At 66.4% G+C, this 21266-nt stretch carries 17 protein-coding genes; 7 read left to right on the top strand and 10 right to left on the bottom strand.

The window, feature by feature from the left end:
• The first annotated feature begins 81 nt into the window (after positions 1 to 81).
• The 4 genes from AC5RV1_RS18325 (at position 82) to AC5RV1_RS18310 (ending at position 4273) form a co-directional block, all read left to right on the top strand.
• On the top strand, positions 82 to 585 hold the full coding sequence (locus AC5RV1_RS18325; protein WP_307096195.1) for an Lrp/AsnC family transcriptional regulator: 504 nt from the start codon (positions 82 to 84) through the stop codon (positions 583 to 585).
• Positions 586 to 705: 120 nt separating this feature from the next.
• Positions 706 to 2364, top strand: coding sequence for a thiamine pyrophosphate-binding protein (locus AC5RV1_RS18320; RefSeq protein ID WP_493995541.1), 1659 nt, complete (start codon positions 706 to 708; stop codon positions 2362 to 2364).
• A gap of 105 nt (positions 2365 to 2469) precedes the next feature.
• Positions 2470 to 3177, top strand: coding sequence for a hypothetical protein (locus AC5RV1_RS18315; RefSeq protein WP_493995540.1), 708 nt, complete (start codon positions 2470 to 2472; stop codon positions 3175 to 3177).
• A 166-nt stretch (positions 3178 to 3343) separates the two neighbouring features.
• Positions 3344 to 4273: an NADP-dependent oxidoreductase gene (locus tag AC5RV1_RS18310; protein ID WP_493995539.1), complete on the top strand. Its 930-nt coding sequence runs from the start codon at positions 3344 to 3346 to the stop codon at positions 4271 to 4273.
• 124 nt (positions 4274 to 4397) lie between these two features.
• Here the strand turns inward: AC5RV1_RS18310 and AC5RV1_RS18305 are convergent, their stop codons facing one another.
• The 3 genes from AC5RV1_RS18305 to AC5RV1_RS18295 form a co-directional block, all read right to left on the bottom strand.
• The gene (locus AC5RV1_RS18305) at positions 4398 to 5912 is read right to left on the bottom strand and encodes an MFS transporter (RefSeq protein ID WP_493995538.1); all 1515 of its coding nucleotides are present in this window, start codon (positions 5910 to 5912) and stop codon (positions 4398 to 4400) included.
• A gap of 156 nt (positions 5913 to 6068) precedes the next feature.
• Positions 6069 to 7445: an FAD-binding oxidoreductase gene (locus AC5RV1_RS18300; RefSeq protein WP_493995537.1), complete on the bottom strand. Its 1377-nt coding sequence runs from the start codon at positions 7443 to 7445 to the stop codon at positions 6069 to 6071.
• 385 nt (positions 7446 to 7830) lie between these two features.
• A complete protein-coding gene (locus tag AC5RV1_RS18295; protein WP_493995536.1) occupies positions 7831 to 8151 on the bottom strand; it encodes a GYD domain-containing protein in 321 nt (106 codons plus the stop codon).
• A gap of 342 nt (positions 8152 to 8493) precedes the next feature.
• Here AC5RV1_RS18295 and AC5RV1_RS18290 point away from each other — a divergent pair, with 342 nt between their 5' ends.
• Positions 8494 to 8811, top strand: coding sequence for a hypothetical protein (locus AC5RV1_RS18290; protein ID WP_493995535.1), 318 nt, complete (start codon positions 8494 to 8496; stop codon positions 8809 to 8811).
• Between the two features lie 19 nt (positions 8812 to 8830).
• Here AC5RV1_RS18290 and AC5RV1_RS18285 read toward each other — a convergent pair whose 3' ends face one another.
• The 6 genes from AC5RV1_RS18285 to AC5RV1_RS18260 form a co-directional block, all read right to left on the bottom strand.
• Positions 8831 to 8956, bottom strand: a complete 126-nt coding sequence (locus AC5RV1_RS18285; protein ID WP_493995534.1) for a hypothetical protein — start codon at positions 8954 to 8956, stop codon at positions 8831 to 8833.
• 98 nt (positions 8957 to 9054) lie between these two features.
• Positions 9055 to 9822, bottom strand: a complete 768-nt coding sequence (locus AC5RV1_RS18280) for a type 1 glutamine amidotransferase domain-containing protein (RefSeq protein WP_493995533.1) — start codon at positions 9820 to 9822, stop codon at positions 9055 to 9057.
• An 80-nt stretch (positions 9823 to 9902) separates the two neighbouring features.
• The gene (locus tag AC5RV1_RS18275) at positions 9903 to 11246 is read right to left on the bottom strand and encodes a BTAD domain-containing putative transcriptional regulator (RefSeq protein ID WP_493995532.1); all 1344 of its coding nucleotides are present in this window, start codon (positions 11244 to 11246) and stop codon (positions 9903 to 9905) included.
• A 765-nt stretch (positions 11247 to 12011) separates the two neighbouring features.
• Entirely contained in the window at positions 12012 to 13040 is a 1029-nt protein-coding gene (locus tag AC5RV1_RS18270) for an NAD-dependent epimerase/dehydratase family protein (protein ID WP_493995531.1), read from the bottom strand.
• Positions 13037 to 15739: an alpha/beta fold hydrolase gene (locus AC5RV1_RS18265; RefSeq protein ID WP_493995530.1), complete on the bottom strand. Its 2703-nt coding sequence runs from the start codon at positions 15737 to 15739 to the stop codon at positions 13037 to 13039. The genes AC5RV1_RS18270 and AC5RV1_RS18265 overlap by 4 nt, the downstream gene beginning before the upstream one ends.
• Complete coding sequence (locus tag AC5RV1_RS18260) at positions 15733 to 16755, bottom strand: 3-oxoacyl-ACP synthase III (RefSeq protein WP_493995529.1); 1023 nt, start codon at positions 16753 to 16755, stop codon at positions 15733 to 15735. Before AC5RV1_RS18260 ends, AC5RV1_RS18265 begins: the two co-directional genes overlap by 7 nt.
• A gap of 243 nt (positions 16756 to 16998) precedes the next feature.
• On the opposite strand from AC5RV1_RS18260, the gene AC5RV1_RS18255 reads away from it, so the two are divergent.
• Together AC5RV1_RS18255 and AC5RV1_RS18250 are read left to right on the top strand one after the other, a co-directional pair.
• Positions 16999 to 17490 (top strand): hypothetical protein, encoded by a 492-nt coding sequence (locus AC5RV1_RS18255; protein WP_493995528.1) that lies wholly within the window; start codon positions 16999 to 17001, stop codon positions 17488 to 17490.
• Positions 17491 to 17643: 153 nt separating this feature from the next.
• Entirely contained in the window at positions 17644 to 20334 is a 2691-nt protein-coding gene (locus AC5RV1_RS18250; protein WP_493995527.1) for a PEP/pyruvate-binding domain-containing protein, read from the top strand.
• 32 nt (positions 20335 to 20366) lie between these two features.
• Here the strand turns inward: AC5RV1_RS18250 and AC5RV1_RS18245 are convergent, their stop codons facing one another.
• Positions 20367 to 21209, bottom strand: coding sequence for a hypothetical protein (locus AC5RV1_RS18245; protein WP_493995526.1), 843 nt, complete (start codon positions 21207 to 21209; stop codon positions 20367 to 20369).
• Positions 21210 to 21266 lie beyond the last annotated feature (57 nt).

Genomic DNA, 21266 nt, shown 5'->3' with positions numbered 1-21266 from the left:
TGGTTGTGACCCGGCCCACATAGCAAGATACGCTTTTGTGCTTGGGACTTCTGCTCAACTTCTAGTAGCTCTGGTGAAAATATGACCATCACGAATGCTCGCACCCTCGATTCGCTCGACGGCCGGATCATCCTGGCCCTCGACAAGGACCCCGAAGCCAGCGCCCTGGCACTCTCCCGGACACTCGGCGTCGCACGCAACACCGTCCATGCCCGCCTGGCACGGCTGGAGCGCAGCGGCGCACTCCGCTCCTTCAGCCGGCGGCTGGACCCCGCAGCGCTCGGCTACGAGCTCATGGCCTTCCTCTCCCTGGAAATCAGCCAGACGCGGTTCGGCTCCGTGGAGAGCGGCCTCGCAGCGATCCCGGAAGTCATCGAGGTGCACGCCACCACCGGCGACGCGGACCTCATGGCCAAGGTGGTAGCCCGGGGCACCGCCGACCTCTACCGCATCACCAACCAGATCCTGGAAATCGACGGGATCCAGCGGACCAGCACCGCCATCTCCGTCATGGAACTCATGCCGCCCCGGTACGACGGACTCATCAGCCGCCTGTCCGAGCAGGAAGGCCGCCCCTCCGACTAGAAACAGGTGACGGCGGCCACAGTTTGGGCAAATTGTCACTTGCTGCTTCTTCTACTGCCAAAAGTCCCAGCAGTATCGAGCGCTATTGCAAACGTGAGACGCAGGCCACACGATTCCTCCATGACTTCACTTACCGTCTCCGGCCGCGTGGCACAGGTTCTCAGCAGCTACCTCAGCGACATCTTCGGCGTGATGGGCAACGGAAACGTCTACTTCCTGGACGCCGCGGAAAAGCTAGGCCTCCGCTTCTCCCCCGTGCGGCATGAGGGTGCCGCCATCGCCGCTGCCGACGCCTACTACCGGACCTCGGGACGGCTCGCGGCGGGCACCACCACCTACGGACCCGGCTATACCAACGCCCTCACCGCCCTCGCCGAGGCGGTTCAGGCGCAAATCCCCGTTGTGCTCGTCACCGGAGATGCCCCGAGCAGTGGCGCCCGGCCGCAGGACGTGGACCAGGCGGCCATCGCCGCGGGCATGGGCGCGGCAACCTTAACCGTCACCCGCGACGCCGCCGGCTCCATCACACAGCAGGCGGTGGAGTACGCATTTACCAAGCGCACCGCCGTCGTGCTTGCCATTCCCTACGATCTAGCGTCACTCGAGGCTGCGGATGAGGACCTCCCCGAGCCGCACGCGCCCAAGGTGACTGACGACGTCGACGGCGGCCTTGGGCAGGCAGCCCGCCTGCTCGCCGGGGCGAAGCGGCCGCTGATCCTGGCCGGCCGTGGTGCGCATCTCGCCGGAGCCGGCCCGGAGCTCCGCGAACTCGCCGACCGGCTCGGCGCACTGACCGCCGGAACCGCCCTGGCGCTCAACCTCCTCAAAGGCGAGGGGTACTTGGGCGTCGCGGGCGGTTTCGGCACCGACACCGCGGCCGGGCTCATGGGCGAGGCCGACGTGGTGCTGGTGGCCGGGGCGAGCCTGAGCCCCTTCACCATGCGGTTCGGGCACCTGCTCGGCCCGGACAGCACGGTCATCCAGATCGACACCGGACTGCAACCCACGCATCCCCGGGTGGACCTGTTCGTCAGCGCAGACGCGAAGACTGCCGCGGCGCGCCTCCTGCAGTTGCTTGATGGTGAGGCTGCGGCGGAAGCGTGGCGCGCGGAAGCCCGCAAACGTCTGGCCGAAGGACCCGCCCACCACCCAGGCTCGGACGAGACCCCGGACGGCCGGCTGGATCCGCGCTCCCTCGCCACCGCGCTGAATGCCGTGCTGCCCGAGCGCCGAACGGTGGTTCAGGACGGCGGGCACTTCATCGGCTGGGCACCCATGTACTGGAACATCCCGCGGCCGCAGGACCTAGTGATGGTGGGGACCGCCTTCCAGTCCATCGGGCTGGGACTTGCGAGCGCTGTCGGGGCAGCCCGCGCGGTGGAGGACGGCCGCACACTTGTGCTGGCGTCCGGCGACGGCGGTTTCCTGATGGGCCTGGCTGACCTGGAATCACTCATCGGCACGGCAAAAAGCGCTGTCGTGGTGATCTACAACGACGCGGCCTACGGGGCCGAAATTCACCAGTACGGCTCTCAGGGCCTGACCGAAAAGCCGATGCTGATCCCCGAGGTGGACTTCAGCGGTGTCGCCCGGGCACTGGGAGCTGAGTCGGCAGTCATCCGATCGCTGGTGGACCTGTCCGCGCTTACGGAGTGGATCGACGCCGGGGCCAAAGGAACCTTTGTGGCCGACTGCCGGATCACCTCCACCGTCCGGGCGCCGTGGCTGAGCGAGTGGATGAACGCCAAGCAGGCGGCGAAGGCGGCAGTGGCGGGGTAGCTCTGGTGCCGCCGCCGGGCCTTCCCCCGCCTCGCCGGCGGAGCAGGACACGGACTTTGCCTCTCTATCTCGAGGACGGGACCGGCAATACAATGAGCCATGCCCGTGACCGGCCGAGCCGTTTCTGCCGCGGTGCTGCTCGTCGTTGGGGCAGGACTGGCGTTGCTAGCCGTGATGGTCCACTACGAATTCATGAGAATTTACGGCGATGTGAGCGGTACTGCGTTCGAGGGGCTCACGTGGGGGCTCACGGCCGGACCCTCCGGATTGGGGCTCGGCCTGGTCGCGGTGGTTGCCATGATCAGCTTCATGGTCTCGACACGACGGTGGATGCGGCTGACAGCCGTGGCCATCCCGGTCCTCATGCTGCTCGGGATGTTCACTGTCACCCCCGCAGCGCTGGGGCAGAAGTTGGAGAACCAATTTGTCTCCGCTCCTCAATGCGTGGCCGAGGGCACGGAGGAGCCCATGGCAAGCGCAGATCGAGAGGCCCAGCAGGCGTTCGATTCCATCAGCCATATCGGCCACTTCAGTGGCGGCGGCATGAGTGGCGTCGGCGGCTGTACCCGCTGGTTCAAGCTCTCAGGAGGCGTCGATGTGTTGCAGCACTATCGGGCAGCGCTGCCAGCGGCGGGTTGGGAAGTGGTGGAGGATGACGGGCGTCACCTGCGGGCGCATCGTGATGGCCTGGCGTTCGACGTGATGCCCTGCCCGGGAGGCGGTGTCATCTGGGCGGGAAGCGATGGCGAGCCTTCGTATGGGCAAGGAAGGCCTGAGCTGGTGGGCACTGAAATCTGTCCACACGACCTCTGAACACAACATTTGGGTCGTCGGTTTAAAAAGACCTTCCGCAAACGCTTAGGCTTTCCACGAGCCGCAGCCGAGACCGGCTATGATCGCCGCCGCACCTGTTCGTGCGATGCGCCACTTGGAGGCCTGACCCGGAATACCAAGGTCCAACCACGCGGTTGTGGAAGGCATGAAGGCAATCACTTACAACTCATACGGAAACCCGGACGTCCTCGAATACGGCGATCAGCCGATGCCAAAGATCGCGCCAGGCATGGTCCTGGTAAAGGTCAAGGCCGCAGCAGTGAACCCGGTGGACTGGAAGATCATGGCCGGTGGCCTGGACGCCATCATGGACCTGCAGTTTCCCGCCATCCCCGGGTGGGACGTGGCGGGGGTTGTGGAATCGGTGGGGATCGATGCCAAGCAGTTCAAGCCGGGCGACGAGGTCATTTCCTATGCCCGCAAGGACTACGTCCACGGGGGCAGCTTTGCGGAGTACATCGCGCTGCCGGAGCGGCTCCTGGCGCGGAAGCCTGCCTCGCTCGGGTGGAGCGAGGCAGCGGGCCTCCCGCTCGCCGGCCTGACCGCCTACCAGGTCCTGAACCGGCTGGGCCTAAAGGCTGGCGAAACTGTGCTGATCCACGGTGGCGCCGGCGGCGTGGGCTCGCTTGGCATCCAGATCGCCGTGGCCATGGGCGCCACCGTCATTGCCACCGCCTCCGAGAAAAACCACGAGTTCCTCCGTTCCCTGAGTGCGGAGCCGGTTGCCTACGGAGACGGGCTCGCAGAACGCGTCCGTGAACTGCGCCCTGACGGTGTAGACGTCGTGGCCGACTTCGTGGGCGGAAACCTCGAGGCAACCTTGGCGGTGTTGGCCGAGGGAGGCCGGCATGCATCCATCGCCGACAATGACGTCGAACAGCACGGCGGAGACTGGATGTGGGTCAACCCGGTGGGCGCCGACCTGCAGAAACTCGCCGACCTGGTGGACAGCCGGAAGATCCGCGTGGAAGTTGCCGGAGTCTTCCCACTGGAGAAGGCCGAGGATGCCTTCCGCAGCAACATGGAGGGCCATACCCGCGGCAAGATCGTTGTAGCCGTGGACCAGGACTCCTAACAGGCAGCTGGTTGACGAAGGCTCCGTCCCGAAGGGACGGAGCCGTCGCTGTGCGGAGCTCTTGCCGCCCCTGACGCCGAATGGTTCGGCACCCAGCCAAGTGCCGCCGTCGTACCTTCACCCTTTACATCACCGTCGGCTTCCCGGGCCGCCCCTTGTGCTCCGCCCGCGCGATCTCGAAGCTGCTCTCAAACGGAAGCGTCTCCAGGTCCAGCAGCGGGTTGTTGTCCTGCGTCGCCACCAGCTTCTGCGCAGCCTCAACAGACTCCACGCTGGGCATGGACCCAGGCAGGTGCCGCCCTGCCGATTCGGGCAGGAACCGGATGGCCACGGCGGCAATGGCGGCCACAGTAATGAGGTAGTACGCAATCGCCATGTCGTCGCCGGTGAACTCGATCAGGGCCGCGATGATAAACGGTGCCGTCCCGCCGAAGATGGCCACCGCCAGATTGTATGCGATGCCCATGGCGGAGTAGCGGTGCTCGGTGGGAAACAGCGCCGGCAGCGCCGACGCCAGGTTCGGCACCGAAAACGCCACCGGGAAGGCGATCAGGGCCAGGCCCAGCAAAGTCATAGGGACGCTGCCCACCGCTATCGCCAGGAACGCCGGAACCGCGAACACCACCGTACTCAAGGCCCCGATCCACAGCACGCGGCGGCGGCCGATCCGGTCCGAAAGCAGCCCGGTAAACGGGATGCACAGCGCCATGGCCACCAGCACCGGGATAGTCAGCAGCGTCCCCTCCACCTCGCTGTAGCCCTTGTTGCTGGTCAGGTAGGTTGGCATGTAGGACGTGAGGGCGTAGGCCACGGTGTTGGCGGCCGCCGCCAGGATCATGGCCAGGACGATGGGCCGCCAGTGTGCCTTCAGGATCCCAATCGGGCCCACGGGGCGGAGCTCCTCCCCGGTCTCGGGATGCTGGGCCGCCACGGCTTCGGCTTCCATCGTGGCCTTGAAGGCGGCCGACTCCTCGATCTTCATCCGGAAGTAGACGGCCACGATGCCCAGTGGACCAGCCACCAGGAACGGGATCCGCCAGCCCCACGCCTCCATCTGCTCCTGCCCCAGCGTCAGCTGCAGGACGGACACCACCAGCCCGCCCGCTGCGAACCCGAGGTAGCTGCCCATGTCCAGGAAACTGACGTAGAAGCCACGTCGGCGGTCCGGTGAATGCTCGCACACGAATGTGGTGGCTCCCGAGTATTCGCCGCCGGTGGAAAAGCCCTGCACCAGCTTGAGGACCACCAGCAGCACCGCCGCCCAGATGCCCAGCACCGCGTACCCGGGAAGCAGTCCGACGGCGAACGTCGCCACGGCCATGAGCATCAGCGTCATGGCCAGCACCTTCTGGCGGCCGATCTTGTCGCCCAGCCAGCCGAAGAAGATCCCGCCCAGCGGCCGGGCGATGAACGTGGCGCCGAAGGTCCCCAGCAGGAACAGGTTCTGCACGGCCCGGTCCGCTTCGGGCAGGAACACCGGTCCCATGGTGGTGATGAGGTAGCCGAATACCCCGACGTCGTACCACTCCATCGTGTTACCCACGATGGTCCCGCCGAGTGCCTTCCGTAGCGTGCGGCGGTTGACGACGTTGACGTCGGATACCTTCAGCCGCCGCTGCTGCCCGCTGTGTTGTGTCATGGCCCGCTCACCGCGCCTCGCTTACCAAGCCGGGCACACGTCGTCGTTCTTCTTACCCCTTGACCGGCAGCAGCCCAGCATTTCCGTTCATCTTCCCACTGCCGGACCAAGGCAACAACGGTTGCGGTTTAGTCGTTGGATTCCTCGGCCCGTGCCTCAGTCCGCAGGTTTGATGTTCTGGTTGATATGGAACAGGTTGCCCGGATCGTACTTCGCCTTGATCCTGGCCAACCTGGCGTAATTGCCGCCGTAGTTGTCCTGGATGCTGGACTGGTCGTCGGCGTCAAGGAAGTTAACGTAGCCCCCGCCGGCTCCGTAAGGATGCAGGGCCTGGTGGTAGTCCCTGACCCACCTCGTGTTGGCCGCGTTGTCCGCCGGGGACTCCCACATTCCGGCGATGGCTACCGAGAAGTTGGCATCCCGGTAAGGAAAGGCAGTCTCCTCCTGTCCCACGCGTTGGGCTGCACCATTGATGGGGTAGTAATGATTGGCGGTTTGAGGACTGGGCACCCCGGCTCCGAATTTCCGGGCAACGCCGATCACGTCGTCGCTCAGCTCCGGCAGGAACTCCGCCTTCCAATATGCTTGAAGGCCCTTCGGGAGCATCGGGTCGAACAACGTGTTGAGCATCGGGTACGGGATCGGGCCGACAAACTGCCCGGCGACTGGGGCGACATCCAGGAACTGCTGCCATTGCCGCTGGCCTTCATCGTGGGGACCGGTCCAGCAGCCCACCACAACCACCACGGGTTTACCGTGGTGCTCCTCCGGCAGGAAGGGAACCGGTGGGCCCTGGTGGAATCCGAGGAAGATTCCCATGTCTTCAGGAGCTGTGGCGATATAGTCCCGGTACAGCTGCCCAACAGCCTCAACCTGCTCGAGCAGGTAGATCACCACACCGCCGTAGACCACCTCGACCGGATGCAGGGTGAATTCCAGGGAAGTTACCGCGCCGAAGTTTCCTGTGCCGCCGCGTAACGCCCAGAAGAGATCGTCATTTTCGGTGGCGCTGGCCGTGAGGAACTTCCCGTCCGCGGTGACCACGTCCGCGGATATGAGGTTGTCGCAGGACAGGCCGTGCTTACGCGCGAGGTATCCTATGCCGCCGCCGAGCGTCAGTCCGGCCACACCCGTGGATCCGATAATGCCGCCGGTTGTTGCCAGCCCGAACGCGTTCGTTGCGTGGTTGAAGTCGGCCCAGGTGGTGCCTGCCTCAGCTCTGGCGGTCTGGGCAGCAGGATCCACCCGGACGCCCGTGCGGTCGGCGAAGTCCAGCACGAGCCCACCGTCGCAGGTCCCAAACCCCGGGGCACTGTGACCCCCACCCCGAAGCGCGAGGTCCATACCGTTATCGCGAGCGAAATTTACTCCGGCGATGACGTCCGCGACCTGCGAAACCCGCAGTACCGCGGCGGGACGTTTGTCGATCATGCCGTTATAGACGGACCGCGACGCGTCGTAGCTGGGGTGTTCGGGGGTAATGACGTGGCCCCGGACATTCTCCTGCAGGGCCTGAAATCCATTGTTGTCCATGGTGACTTCCATTCGCCCCGGGCATGGCTAGACGCTCGGGGACCTGGCACGGCATCCCCCGGCCGTGCGGGACCTTCATGATGCAGCCGCTGCGGGCCCGGGAAGAACCCGGACGGCCTGTTCCAGCGGCGGAGACCGGATGCGCCGGTTCTGCATGTGCGGCATGTAGCACCGGCGTGATTCTCGAGTATGCACCTGCCGGCGACGCTGCCGGGCGAAGCTTTGGACACCCTTGGGCCAACCCACTAACCGTAAGGTACGCCTGCCCGTTTTCAAGGTCAAGAAGCGGTTGGAAAGGCACGCCCGGCAGCCGGCGGGCCGCCATCGTAAATTTACGACGGCGGCCCGCGGCCAAGGTGCCGAACTCCCCTACTGTCCCGGGGCTTTACTGTCCCGGAGCCCGGTAGGAAGGCGTCTTCTTGGCAGCTTCATCGAGGTCTTCGACCGTCAGGAGCGGCTTCAGCCGGACGTTGACGCTCCCCGACGAATTGATCAGCAGCGACAGTGCTGCAGCACTTGCATCATCCGGCGCCTCAAAAACGCCAAGGACGTCGTAGTAGCCAAAAGCGTAGTAGAAACTCTCCAGCGATCCTCCGACGGATTTCAGCGCCTCGGTCAGGGCGTCGCGCCGCTTGGTGCCGCCTTCCTGCATGAGCCCCTGGATTCCTTTGCCAACGTAGGTCGCTTCAAACAGATACTTCGGCATGGCCTTTCCTTTCCCTAGATTTCCATTCCATCCGGCGCTCATCAGGCTGTCCCGAGTGCACCCGCGCAGCCCGGACACACGCGGTGCTGAATGGGGCACACACAGAATCCTCCTCACCCGGCTCCATCGCGCGGTGCAGGAGCGGCCCAGATCCGGCCCCTCATTCCGTGGAAGCGGGTATTTGACCCCGCTAACGCAGAAACTATTCCTCCGGCTACAGGCAGTCAATAGGCCGGGGAAACCCTCCCGCACTGGACAAGTGGGGCGCTTTTCCCCTGTGCACCGCCCGGCGCGGGGAGTAGCCTGATCCGCACCACTGTCCACCGCCGTCGAGGAGCCGTCATGGCTGGGTTTTTTCAGATCATCGAATTCAGGACTTCCCGCATCAAGGAGATCGAAGAGCTGGGCCGTCCCACACAAACCGAGGGAAGCAATCAGCCCACTTTCCGCCGCATTGTGGCCACGGCGGACAGAGACCACCCCGGGACCTACTTAACCATCGCAGAGTTCGAATCCTATGACTCGGCAATGGAGAATTCGGGCCGGCCGGAAACGTCCGAGTTCGCCGCAAAAATGGCGGCACTGTGCGACGGACCTGTCACCTTCCGCAACCTGGATGTGATCTGGGAGGACACCGGAAACGGTGCTGGCCGCGGCTAAGATCAGGCGGCCAGCCTAGTCAGTCAGCAGGTTCATCGGTCCGCGCCTCACCATCGTCTGTACCTGGCTTGTCGTGAACCTTTTTCGGGATCTTTCCCTCAACGTCAGCGGGCACGGGAGGGTCCTTCTCATCATCAGTAGACATAGGCCAAGCCTAAGCCGCGCCCGCTTGTCACCGCCCCGTACGCAAACTGACGGCCACCCCAATCTTCCGGGTGGCCGTCAGTTTCACGTACTTTCGGCTTACCGCTCTTCTTCCGCGGCAGCGGCCTTCACAGCGTCCTTCTCGGCGCGCAGGGCCTCGGCGTCGTGCTGTTCCTCGGCCTTTTCCTGGTGGATGACCTCTGCGAAGAGCTTCTCCATCTCTTTGGCCACGCCGGCAGCGGACGCCGGGTTCTGCCCGGTCACCAGCCGGTCGTCAACCACCACCTTCTCCTCAAAGACACCGGCGGAGACGTGGGTGGCGCCCTGTTCCTCGAGCCGGTCCGCCAGGAAGAACGGGATGACCTTGTCCTTCCCTGCGGCAACCTCCTCGTCGTTGGTGAAGGCGGCCACCCGCCGGCCCTCGACGAGGCGAAGCCCGTTCTCTAATTCCACGTTCAACAGTCCGGCCGGTCCGTGGCAGACCGCGCCCACCAGGCCCCCGGCGTTGTAGACGCTCGCCACCAGATTCTGCAGGCCTTCGCTGTCCGGGAAGTCCCACATGGTGCCGTGGCCGCCCACGAGGTAGACGCCGTCGTACTGGTTCGGATCCACCACGTCCACACGGGCGGTGTTGTAGAGGCCGGCGCGCGTGGTCTCATCCTCCGTGAAGGCGACCTGGATGGGGTCTTTTGTGTCCACCTCGTCGCGCGGCGGCTGGCCGCCCTGGATGGACGCAAAGTCGACGAAATGCCCGGAATCCTTAAACACCTTCCACGGATGCGCAGCCTCGGCAACGTTGTAGCCGGTCTTCTCTCCCGTATCGCCAATCTCGGAAACGCTGGTCAATACCATGAGGATTTTCTTCATGAAGTGCTCCTTTCGTCCACCTCCCACCCTACGCGCAGCCTAAGCAGGGCCCTCCGCGTCCCGGACGGTGAGCTGTCGGGTCACGCCGCTGAAGCTATCGGCACGGAATCTGCGGCGCTGCCCCATCCGGCCAGCAGTGCCGGAGGCACAATCATGCTGCCGGTGTGGGCGTGCCGCAACGTGTCCAGCATGGCTCCCAGTGCGCCGTCTTTCGGAAGGAATCCGCAGATGCCCGTGCGGGCGGCTTCACATAGAGCTTCCTGGGACGGGTTTCCCGTCAGCATGATGATCCTGGTTTCCGGCGCCTCCGAGAGGATGCGCCCGGCAGCTTCGAGTCCGGATCCGTCGGGGAGGTGCAGATCCATAATCACGACGTCGGGCGCAAGGTCCCGGAACATCGTCACCGAAGATGCAACGGACTTCGCCGCTCCTACGCTTTGCAGGTCCGGCTCACGGTCCAGCGCCCCGGCCAACAGGTCGGAAAACGTGGTGTGGTCATCAACAATCAGGATCCGCAGGCGTCCCGTTTCCTGCGGGGTCACCCTCGCAACGGGACGGCTTTCCGTCACCGCGGGACGACGGCCCCCGAACTCCGCAGGTGCCAACGATGCGGTGCTCCGCAGGAGTCTTGCCTGTGCCTCCCTCAGCGTGGGAGCAGGGGCGCAGCCCAGTTCCTCATCCATGACCCTCCGGCAGCGGTCGTAAGCGCGCAAGGCTTCCGTGCTCTCGCCATTCTGCTCAAGCCCAAGAATCAACGCCGTCCATGCCCGCTCGTTGAGGGGATCCTCCTTGGCCGCCGCTCCGCCCCAGGCAATGGCCTTGCTTGTTTCTCCCACGGAGAGCGCGATTTCCGCAGCCGCAACGCGTGCCAGGCCGACGCGCGCTGCGTGCGCGGCGCGCTCCTCCTCTGCCCACGCCGGCAGCAGCTCGTCCCCAAGCAGTGGAGCGGAAGCGAGGTCAAGCGCTTCTGTCAGCAGTGCAAGCGCAACGCGGGGCTCTGCCTTGGACGCCGTTTTGGTCAGCGTTTCGAACTGGTCCAGGTCCAGTTCCACCAGTGACCGGTCGATGGCGTAGCCGCCGGTGACCGTCCGCAGGGGACCGGTTCGCCCGGTGCCGGGCTGCAGGTTGCGCCGGAGGACGCTGACATAGCTTTCAAGGGTGGCCAGCGCAGCGGCCGGGTGGTTGCCGCCCCACAGCAGATCCATCAGCCGGGACTTGGACACTGCCGTGCCAAAATTCATCAGGAGAATTTCGAGTACCTGGCGGGGCTTGGGTCCGCCAAGGTCGTTGGCGCTCAGCTCGATGTCGCCCCGGCGGATCGTCAACGGGCCGAAAACCGAAATCGAAAGCGCCCGCGTCGTTGGCGGCATGTCGGGAACGAGGCTCGCCTGGCCGGTGTTGTTCGGCAGTTCCAAGGTAATCACGGTGGTATCCCCCAAGTAGTCCTGTGCTGCGTGGTTCCCATTGAAGTGGCGGGTAAATACACAAACCACAGTGCTCAGTACTCGCTTTTTTGTGCCTGCATTCCGTCGAGTACTTGCTTCAGGGCGCAGCTACGCAGGAATTGTTGAGCGGACACTCAGCAACGAATCGGGGAAAGTGAGCTGCCCGGAAGCCGTTTGCGCTGGTGAGATCCTGGATCATGATCCATGCCGAAGGTTGGAAAAACCCTAGGTAGTGCCACGGAGGCTCCTCCTGACGGGCAGCCAGCCGTTGGCGCTCATTTTTGGGACTAGGAGGGAAAAATTCCGGGTCGAACACCACGGCGCCCTTAAGTTACGGAATCACTGCGCCCGCACGCCTGCACGACTCGACCACCGCTCAGGTGTCGGAGATGCGCCCATCAATCATGCGCTGCAATTCCGCCTCATCCGGACACGGATGGTTGTCGATGGGGCACTGACGGTTCCCGGGAAGCACACCCATGCCTTCAGCCGCCTCGATGCACCCCGTGCACACGATATCCGAGTCATGCAGCAGTGCCGGCTCGTTCTCAATGTGGCCGCAAAGGGCCCGGCGCCACTCCGGGTCCCGGCAACACACCAGGTGATCCAGTTTCCCTGGTTCCTCGATGAGATTGTACGTAGCTCCCGGAACAGGGCCGCGACCCAAGTCCATAGGCCCGGCTTTTCCGGCTGCCTTCGGATTTACCGCTGATGTCCCAGTCATCGCTCCCCGATGGAAAATATTCAGATATTGCTCGCCCCATTGGACGACATCGGTAAACGATTGTAAACCCTCGCTCTTGGATGGGGCCGATAATGCTTCGCCAGCCTTGCCAGTCCCTCGTCAATCGAGACGGCGGGCGTCCAGTCGAGGAGCTTCCGGGTTTCGCGCTGGTCGAACCAGTGCGCAGTGGAGAGCTGCTCGGCGAGGAACCTGGTCATGGGCGGCTCCTCTTGCCGCCCTGCCCGGGCCCAGAGCTTTTCCACCACCGCTCCCGCCGCCCGCGCCACACCACCCGGCACAGACCACGACGGCGCCGGGACGCCTCCCGCAGCACAGATGCCCGCCAGCAACTCACCCACCGGCCGCGGCTCGCCGTTGCTCACCACCAGTGCTCTGCCGTGAACATGTTCCATGCGGTGCAGCGCGGCGACGATGGCCGCGGCGGCGTTGTCCACGTAGGTGGTGTCGATCAGGGCCGCGCCGGCGTCGAGCAGCGGCAGGCGTCCCTGGCTGGCGCGTGCCAGGACCCGTTCCACCAGCTGGGTGTCCCCCGGACCCCAGACGATGTGCGGGCGCACTGCCCCGACCCGGCAATCCGGAGCGTCCGCCGCCAGCGCCAGGAGTTCCGCCTCGGCCTTGGTGCGGGAATAGTTCCCGTGCGCGTGCTGAGGGTCCGCTGGCTCCGCGCCCAGCCCGGCGATGGCCGCGCCGGAGTTCGCCACGGACGGGGAGGAAACCAACACCACGTCCCGCACCCCCGCAGCCCGGGCGCAATGGAGCAGGCGGCGGGTCCCTTCGACGTTCACCTCATCGAACTCCTCGGCCCGGCCTGTAAAGGAAACCTTCGCGGCCAGGTGGATGACTCCTTCTGCGCCTTCCACTGCTCCCCGGAGCGCTTCACCGTCCGTGACGGACCCGCAGAAGTCCAAGGCGCTGTCGACACCTGATGGCCGGCGCTGGAAGGTGGCCACGTCATGGCCCTGGCTCACCAGCAGCCGGGCCACTTCTCCCCCGAGCAGCCCGCTGGCCCCAGTGACGAGGACCCTCATGGTTTTCCCGGCCGGCCGCCGGCCAGCACCCGTGACGCCCAGCGGGACAGGCGGCTCCTGTCGATCTTGGCATTGTGCCGGATGTCGGTGGGCTGGGCTGGGACTTCGAGCACGGCGGAGACCTGCACGCCAGCCTCCCGGGCCGCCTTACGAACATCCCCCGCAAGCTGCGGCGTAGCAGGGCCGGCTTTCCGGGCAGGAGGGACGGTCTCGACGACGGCGACCACAGCCTGGGTGCCCGCCGGTCCCACGCCGGTGATCGCCGCCAGCCGGACAGAGTCCAGCCGTTCGATCGCCTGTTCGGCGCCGACCGGCGTTACGACAGCACCGGGCGCCGTCACAACATGGGCGAGGCGGCCCTCCACCCACAGCCGCCCGGCGGCGTCGAAGTGCCCCACATCGCCGGTGCGGTGCCATCCGGGCAGGCTGGCACTCTCCTGCTGGGTCAGCCACAGCCTGTCGTAGGCTTCCTTCACGTGCGGGGCGCTGACCAGGATTTCGCCGGTGACGCCTGCCTCGGTCACCGGAAGAGACCCGGGCGCCGTTCCGTCCGCGGCCAGTGGGACGACGGCTACCCGGGCGCCGTGAACCGGCCAGCCCACGCACACCCCGTTCCCGGCTCCCGCAACAGCGCCGGTGGGATTCTCAGCGCCGGCGGCAGCGTCGGCGTCGGCGGCCTGGATTTGTTCGAGGCTGATGTCGGTAACCGGCAGCGCCTCCGTCATCCCGTACGGGGTGTGCAGCGAGGCCCGAGGCAGCAGCCGCTGCACCTCGGCCAGCAGCGGCTCCGGGACAGGCGCGCCGGCAGACAGCAGCAACTCGACACCTTCCAACGCCTGATGCCCGGCAGCAGTCAAGGCATCCCGGGCGGCGAGGACATTGCGCAACGCGGCCGGCGAGGCGAAGACCACCGTAGCGTCTATCGCCGCGGCGGCATCGGCGAGCGCGGTCGCCGTCAAGGTGCGGGGCGCAGTGACGTCCATGGCTGGCGTCACCGACACCGCTCCGAGCGCCGGTCCCAGCAGCGCAAACGGTGCGAAACCTGCCACGAGCCGGGCACCAGGACGGATCCCGAAGGTTGCGGCCACCGTGTCCCGCATCGCGGCAAGCTGCCGGTGCGTATAGAGGACCCCTTTGGCGGGGCCGGTGGAACCGGACGTGAAGAGGACGGCGGCAGATGCATCCGGTTCCACCGTGTCCACCACCTGCCCTGAACCGCGGCTAGCACCGGACCGGGCCAGGGCTTCGAGGGAAGCCTCGACGCCCAGCATCCGACGGCGGGCAGCCGGGAGCTCCCGCACACTGATGCGCCGCCCCGGCCAGCCGAGCACGGAGGCAGCAGCGAGCGCCTTGTCGATGCCGATGAGGAAGTCGGGGGTGGCGCCTTTCACGGCACGGCTCAGGCCCTTGGTTCCCAGTCCGGCGTCGGCCACGACCACCACGGCGCCCAGCCGCAGGCAGGCGTAGAGGGCGACGGTCAGGTCCACCCCGGGCGGAACCATCAGGCTCACCCGGCTGCCGCTTCGCACTCCGGCTTCCCGCAGCCCCGCGGCGAGGTCCAGGATGTTCCGGTCCAGCTGCTGCCAGCTGAGCGAGCGGGCCACCGTACCGTCCGGCGCCATTTCCGCGACGGCGGCATCTCCTCCGGCCGGCCCTGCCGCCTGCTCGCCGAGCAGGTCCCCCAGGGGCCGGAAGGCTGGCGGCTCCGGCTCGGCCGCCTCGTCGAGCCCCTGGCTGCCGGGCGTTGTGGCTTCCGCTGCCGGAGTGCTCCCCATGTTTTCGGCGAGCCACTGAAATACCGGTGCGGCAATGTTCCGGTCTTCCGCCACGAGGTGGCCGGCGCCTTCAAAGCGGTGCACGTCGGCGTGCGGTAGCCGGTTGATGAGGTCCTTGAGGTACCGGTCGGAAAAGATGGGGTCGCGCGGGCCCCAGAGCATCAGCGCCGGGACCTTCAGCCCGCGCAGCCCTTCCGCCACGGAGTTGAGCGCTGGAAAGCTCGGGTGGGACTCGTCCACCGGAATGTCCGCCACAAAGTTCCCCACCCCGGCCCGGCGGCGAGCTCCGCGGTAGGGCGAAATGTAGGCGTTCCGGATATCGGCGGGCAGCGGCGGGTGGGCCAAGGAGTGCGTCACCCGCAGGAACGCGTCCGACGTCGTTGTTCCCCACGTGTGCACGGCGGGGTGCAGGGCAAGCCGCAGGGCGGGCGGGATGGCCGAACCGGCGGGCTGGTGGACGGCGGTGTTGGTCAGCACCACTCCGGTGAGCTGCTGCGGGTGCGCCAGGGCCCAGCCCAGGCTGATCACACCGCCCCAGTCGTGGCCCACCGTCACCACGTTCCCGTCAAGGCCAAGTGCGTCCGTCAGGTCACCGAGGTCGTTGATCCGGTCCGCCAGCCGCCGGAAGGTGCCGGTGCGCTCCGAAAAGCCCATGTCCAGCTGGTCCACCGCCACAACGCGCCACGGATGGGCCGGATCCGATCCGGCAGCCAGCAGCGTCCGCCACAGATAAGACCAGGTGGGGTTGCCGTGCACGCACAGCAGGGTACCCCGCGGCGACAGGCCGAGGCGGGAGAGCTGGGCGCCGTTGTCCAGCAGGTGCCAGCGGCGCCCTGTGCCGGGCGCATCGGCGTCGGACGTGGACTTAAGCTCGACTTCGCGGGACCATTCCGGGTCCACGCCAGGCCAGCCTGCGCCTACCAAACGATTTCCATCATGGCGGTGTTCAGCCCCGATCCGACGCCCATGCAGAGGACCCGGTCCCCCGTTTCAAGGGATTGCGCTTCAGCCGCGAGGGTCATGGGCAGGGAGGCCGGGCCCACATTGCCCCAGTGCGGGAAGGTGATGGGCACCTTGGCAGGGTCCAGGTCGATGGCGTCGATGATGGCCTGCGTGTAGGCATTGCTCACCTGGTGCGTCACGTACCGGTCCATGTCTGCCCAGTCCCACTCCGGCCGGGCTTCGTGCCAGGCGTCGACGACGAGCTGGAGGCCGCCGTCGAGCAGGCCTTTGGTGTCGGTGTTCATGCCGTCAATGCCGCCCACGCACAATTCATGGTGTTCGGTGCCGGCACGCATCACACCGCCAACGATCCGGTGCGCACCCGGGTGATGGTCTGCCGGGCCCAGGACGGCGGCGGCGGCTCCGGAGCCCAGGGTGAGGGTGGCGAACTCCCGGTTGAAGTCCTCGCGCGTGGTCTCGGGCCGCTGGAGGCGGGCCAGCGTGGCCTCCTGCGTAGCCTCGGCGTCCTCGGCGTTGACGATCATCGCGTACTTGATCTGGCCGGAGTCGATCATGTTGGCCGCCAGGGTCAGGCCGTTCACGAATCCCAGGCAGGCGTTGGCAAGATCGAAATTCATGGCCGACGACGGCAGGCCGAGTCCGTGGTGGATCTTCACCGCGACGGACGGTTCCAGGTTCCGGCGCGTGACCGAGGTGTTGATCAGCAGTCCGACATCGGACGCTTCGACGCCGGCCTCGGCCAGGGCCTTCGCGCCCGCTTCGGCGGCAGCATCATCAAAGGACGTCCCGGCCGCCCACCAGCGGCGGTGCGTGACGCCGGCCACGCGCTCGAGCAACCGGGGCGGGAACTTCAGCCGCTGCAGGGTGGACGCCAGCCTGCGGTCAAAATCCGTGGAGCTCACGATCCTCGGAGCCTCCACACTGCTCACCGAAAGCAGCGCGGTGTTGCTATGCCGGAAGGTTGCATTTCCTGCCAATTCGAGCCCCTGTTCCTGTCCGTCCTGCAGCCATGCGCTGACAGTACGTTAGCCGACTGACCCGAGACGCGATGGTAAGCATGCTTAGGATATGTTACAGGTGCAACCACGGCCCGCCAACCGGAAGAGGGAGCAAAACGGGCTGGGGGCGGCACGCCTGCGCATGGTTTTTCATGATGCCCGCGGAGCGCGCCGCGACGGGAATGCATGTGAAGGAGTGGTTCGAAGGCGCATAGTTGGACGATGACAGGTCCTTACACCCGGGGCGACTCCTTCAGTTGCGGGGCTTCCCGGGAACACATCAGACAAGCTCTCGTGGACCACGGGGCGACGGACGTTCTTTTCAGCCAGCGCGGGAACCGGAGCGCCATCGCCTTCAGGGCCGGCGGAAGGCAATTCCGCATCGTCGTTTCCTTGCCGCAGCCTGATGGTGCCTTGCCAGGTTCCGGGGACACAGCGGAGGGCCCCATCCGCGAAGCGAAGTCAAAAGGGCTTGAACGCGCCAACCGCAGGTTTTGGCACGCCCTGTCGCAGTCGATAGACGCCAAACTCCGGGCGGCCGCGGCAGGCATTGCCACCCTTGAATCCGAATTCCTGGCCCATGTGGTACTTCCTGGGAACCGCACGGTACTGGACGAACTCGAACCCATCATCGACTCCGCTTACCGGTCGGGCCGGCGTCCCTCATTCGGCGATTTCGACCCGACATCGCGGCTAAGCCCTGCGGAGCAATAACGGCGTAGATCGCCCAACTTCCGCTAAGGGCAACACAGCGGAACTGGTTCCGGTGGAGGACGCAAAAAGCTGTGGCCTCCTGCCCGCGGCAGTGCCAGTATGTGGAGAACCAAGTTCACCCCGGCGCCCCTCCCGGGCAGCAAGGACGCGGTCATGACCTATATCAACGATTTAAGCGATGTGGGGCCAGATGACGTCGCCGCCGCTGGCGGCAAGGCCGTGGGTCTCGGTGGCCTGATCCACGCCGGGCTGCCGGTCCCGCCGGGGTTTGTCCTCACCACCGATGCTTATTCGCGCTTTATCGATGCCAACCACCTCGCAGCGGACATCCAGGACATCGCCACACTGCCACCCCAGGCGGAGCCGCAGGCCTACGAGGATGCCTCCCAGCGGATCACCGCACTGTTCAGGACCGGCACTATGCCCGCCGAAGTCGCAGCCGAACTCGGCGCCGCCTACGGGCATCTCGGCAGCAGGGAGACGGCCGTGGCCGTGCGCTCCTCCGCCACCGCCGAGGACCTTGCCTCCGCCAGCTTCGCCGGCCAGCAGGAAACCTACCTGAACGTCCGCGGCATGGTGGAGCTGTCCACGGCGGTGATCAACTGTTGGGCTTCCCTGTGGACGGCGCGGGCCATGGCCTACCGTGCCCGGGAAGGTGTGGGACCGCAGGAGGTGCGCCTCGCCGTCGTCATCCAGCAGATGGTGGAGGCCGAGGCAGCCGGGGTGATGTTCACCGCCAACCCCTCCAACGGCCGGCGCGACCAGACGGTGATCAGTGCGGCGTGGGGCCTGGGCGAGTCGGTAGTCAGCGGTACCGTCACCACCGATGACGTGGTGGTCGACGCCGGGACGGGCACCGTGGTGTCGCGGCGGACAGCCGACAAGGAAGTGATGACGGCCTACGCGGAGAAGGGCACCAGGGAGCAGCCGGTGGCTGCAGCCCGCCGTCGTAAACCTGTGCTCGATGACCGGTCTGCGGCGGAACTGGCCCGTCATGGACGGCGGGCAACAGACCATTTTGGCGCACCGCAGGACATCGAGTGGGCACGGGCTGCCGGCAAGTTCTTTATCCTGCAGTCCCGCCCCATCACGGCGCTGCCCGAACCGGCGGCTGACATCCCGGACACCTGGCCCCTGCCCTATCCGAAGGGGCTCTACTTCCGGGCGAGCATCGTGGAACAGCTCCCCGACCCGCTGTCACCACTGTTCGCCGACATGGTTGACGGCTCCGTGGCGGGGTCGCTGACAGCCTTGCTGGCCGAGGCCCTGGGCAAGAACGTCATCCGCGACGGCGACGTCAGAATGCCCACCATCAACGGCTACGCCTACTACTATTACCGCACCGCCGGCATGTGGCGGATGATGGGCAAGGCCCCGGCCGCAGTGGGCGCGCTGGCCCGCGGCAAGGCGCACATGGGGGTGGCCGGCTGGCGCGAGTTTTCGCACCCCCGGTACGAACGGGTCATCAAGGACTGGCAGGCGAAGCCCCCGGCGGAGCTCACCGGCGAGGAACTCCTGGAGGGGGCGCAGGCATTGCTCGACGCCGGGACCGTGTATTACACCGCCGTGCAGTCCATCATTCCGCTCGCCGCCACCAGCGAGCTCTCCTTCCGGGCGTTCTATGACAAGCTGGTCCGGCGAGACGGCGATCCCCCGGCCCAGACGTTCCTCCTCGGGTACGACAGCGAACCGATCCGGGCGGAGAAGTCACTGCATGACCTGGCCGTGTGGGCCCGCAGCGACCCCGGGGTGACGTCGGCTTTGCTGGAACGGCCGACGGCGGTGCTCGCCGAGTCCCAGCGCACCGGTTCCCCGCCCGCCGGTGTGGACAATGCGCTGTGGCAGGAATGGCGGTTCGCCTTCCAGGAGCATCTGGACCTCTACGGCCACGCGGTCTACAACCTTGATTTCGCCAGCCCCGTAGCAGCCGACGACCCGTCCGCCCTTTTGGAGACAGTGAAGTTCTACCTGCGCGGGAAGGGTACCGACCCGCATGAGCGGCAGCGGCAGCTGACCGAACGCCGGGAGTCGCTCACTGAACAGATGGCCGGCCGGCTCGGGCCGCGCCGGCGGGCAGCCTTCCTCCGTCTGCTCGGGTGGGCCCAGGAGATGGCGCCGATCCGCGAGGACGCGCTGGCCGACGTCGGACTTGCCTGGCCGCTGCTGCGGCGGATGCTGCTCGAACTCGGACAGCGGCTGGTGGATTCCGGTGTCACCGCTTCGCCGGATGACGTGTTCTGGCTGCGCTACCAGGAGCTGCGGAGCGCGGTCGACTTTGGCCTCGCCGCGCCGGGGGTGCGGGCCGCCGTCGTTATTTCCGGTGCTGCCCGGCCTGTCCGCGCGGCCGCCGTCGAGGAGCGCAGGATGCTGTGGCGGGGCCAGGTGAAAGCCGCAGCCCCGCAAATGCTTCCCGAGCGCCGGTGGATGGAACGGGCCTTTGGGTCGATGATGCCGGCCGGCTCGCAGCGCCAGCGCGGTGACGTCATCAAAGGCGTGGGGGCCAGTTCGGGCCGGGTCAGCGCTCCCGCCCGCGTCCTCGCCGGGCCGCAGGACTTCGGCCAGATGGAGCCCGGAGACGTCCTCGTGGCCCGCATCACCACTCCTGCCTGGACCTCGCTGTTCGCGATGGCCTCGGCCGTGGTGACTGACGTTGGCGGCCCGCTCAGCCACAGCTCCATCGTGGCCCGCGAGTACGGCATCCCCGCCGTCCTCGGCACCGGAGTGGCCACGCAGCGAATTGCCACCGGCCAGCAGATCCTCGTGGATGGCGACGCCGGCACGGTCACCATCGAGCGGCAGGCCGGTGCGGATGCCACGCCAGGAGGGGACGTCGTCGGCGCCTAAGAGACCTCAGCGGGGCGGGCGGCCGCGCGCCGCTATCCAGCCTGCGTAGGTTGATCGCTTGGAACGAGCCGGTAGGCGAAGCGGCTGTCCAGGCCGCCAGGGCTCATGGTGAGGTCTACTCCTTCGGTGGGCAGCAGCACGGGCGCCTTGAACACGTTCCCGCCACAAGGGACCTGCACGGGGGCGAGAACCCCAACTCCTCCCCACGTGGAAACGGAGAGCTCAGCCACCGGAAGTCCCGAGCAGACGAAGTGCAGTTCGTACTGGCCCGGTTCGGCAGCCAGGGATCCGGTGGCGGTGGTTTCCGCGCTGATGGTGCCACGCAGTTCACCCGCCAGGTGCGGCTGCAGCTGCTGCGCCGACCACTCTGACAAGTCTTCCAGCTCTGAGGCCCTGCGGTCCGGGTTGGTCTGCACTTTAACCCCCGTGGCGGACGGTTTGCCCGTTGGCGGAACCGCGCTGATGGTGATGGGCCCGCCGTCGTGCCTGACAAAGCGGTCCAGTGTGGAGGTGCACTCAAAGCTCGCCGCCTCCGGAACGCCGTCCGCCTTCACAATGGTGAGCTTGGCACCGTAAACCCCGGCACAGGCGCCCGTGACCACGTAGTCTCCGGGCGCCAAATCCAGGGAGAGCTTCCCTGCGGGCTCCGCCTCTGACGGCAGGCCGGGGTCGGCGGGGGAAGCCTCCAGCAAACGGGCCACTTCATCGGCGTTTTCCTCGAAGGACCGGGGCTGCGGTGTTGCTGCCGGCGGGGATGTTTGAGCCGGTGGTTCCGACGGACCGCTGTACTCGCACGCCACAACTGACATAACCATGGCGGCCGCAGCGAAAAGGACTACTCCGAGCCGCGCCGGCATCCCCCCAAGAGCTGACATGGCTCCGAGTCTAGGGCCTCTGCCCTCTTCTCAGCTGGACCTTCACGTGCCGCCGGT

The organism is Arthrobacter sp. Hb9-2 (assembly GCF_059091165.1).
Note: the sequence above shows the minus strand (reverse complement) of the source record. Positions and strands in the feature narration are given on the sequence as shown.

Coding starts and splice junctions, on each gene's coding strand:
- AC5RV1_RS18325 (WP_307096195.1), top strand. CDS start 82: ATGACCATCACGAATGCTCGCACCCTCGATTCGCTCGACGGCCGGATC.
- AC5RV1_RS18320 (WP_493995541.1), top strand. CDS start 706: ATGACTTCACTTACCGTCTCCGGCCGCGTGGCACAGGTTCTCAGCAGC.
- AC5RV1_RS18310 (WP_493995539.1), top strand. CDS start 3,344: ATGAAGGCAATCACTTACAACTCATACGGAAACCCGGACGTCCTCGAA.
- AC5RV1_RS18305 (WP_493995538.1), bottom strand. CDS start 5,912: ATGACACAACACAGCGGGCAGCAGCGGCGGCTGAAGGTATCCGACGTC.
- AC5RV1_RS18300 (WP_493995537.1), bottom strand. CDS start 7,445: ATGGACAACAATGGATTTCAGGCCCTGCAGGAGAATGTCCGGGGCCAC.
- AC5RV1_RS18295 (WP_493995536.1), bottom strand. CDS start 8,151: ATGCCGAAGTATCTGTTTGAAGCGACCTACGTTGGCAAAGGAATCCAG.
- AC5RV1_RS18290 (WP_493995535.1), top strand. CDS start 8,494: ATGGCTGGGTTTTTTCAGATCATCGAATTCAGGACTTCCCGCATCAAG.
- AC5RV1_RS18285 (WP_493995534.1), bottom strand. CDS start 8,956: ATGTCTACTGATGATGAGAAGGACCCTCCCGTGCCCGCTGACGTTGAG.
- AC5RV1_RS18280 (WP_493995533.1), bottom strand. CDS start 9,822: ATGAAGAAAATCCTCATGGTATTGACCAGCGTTTCCGAGATTGGCGAT.
- AC5RV1_RS18270 (WP_493995531.1), bottom strand. CDS start 13,040: ATGAGGGTCCTCGTCACTGGGGCCAGCGGGCTGCTCGGGGGAGAAGTG.
- AC5RV1_RS18255 (WP_493995528.1), top strand. CDS start 16,999: ATGACAGGTCCTTACACCCGGGGCGACTCCTTCAGTTGCGGGGCTTCC.
- AC5RV1_RS18250 (WP_493995527.1), top strand. CDS start 17,644: ATGACCTATATCAACGATTTAAGCGATGTGGGGCCAGATGACGTCGCC.
- AC5RV1_RS18245 (WP_493995526.1), bottom strand. CDS start 21,209: ATGTCAGCTCTTGGGGGGATGCCGGCGCGGCTCGGAGTAGTCCTTTTC.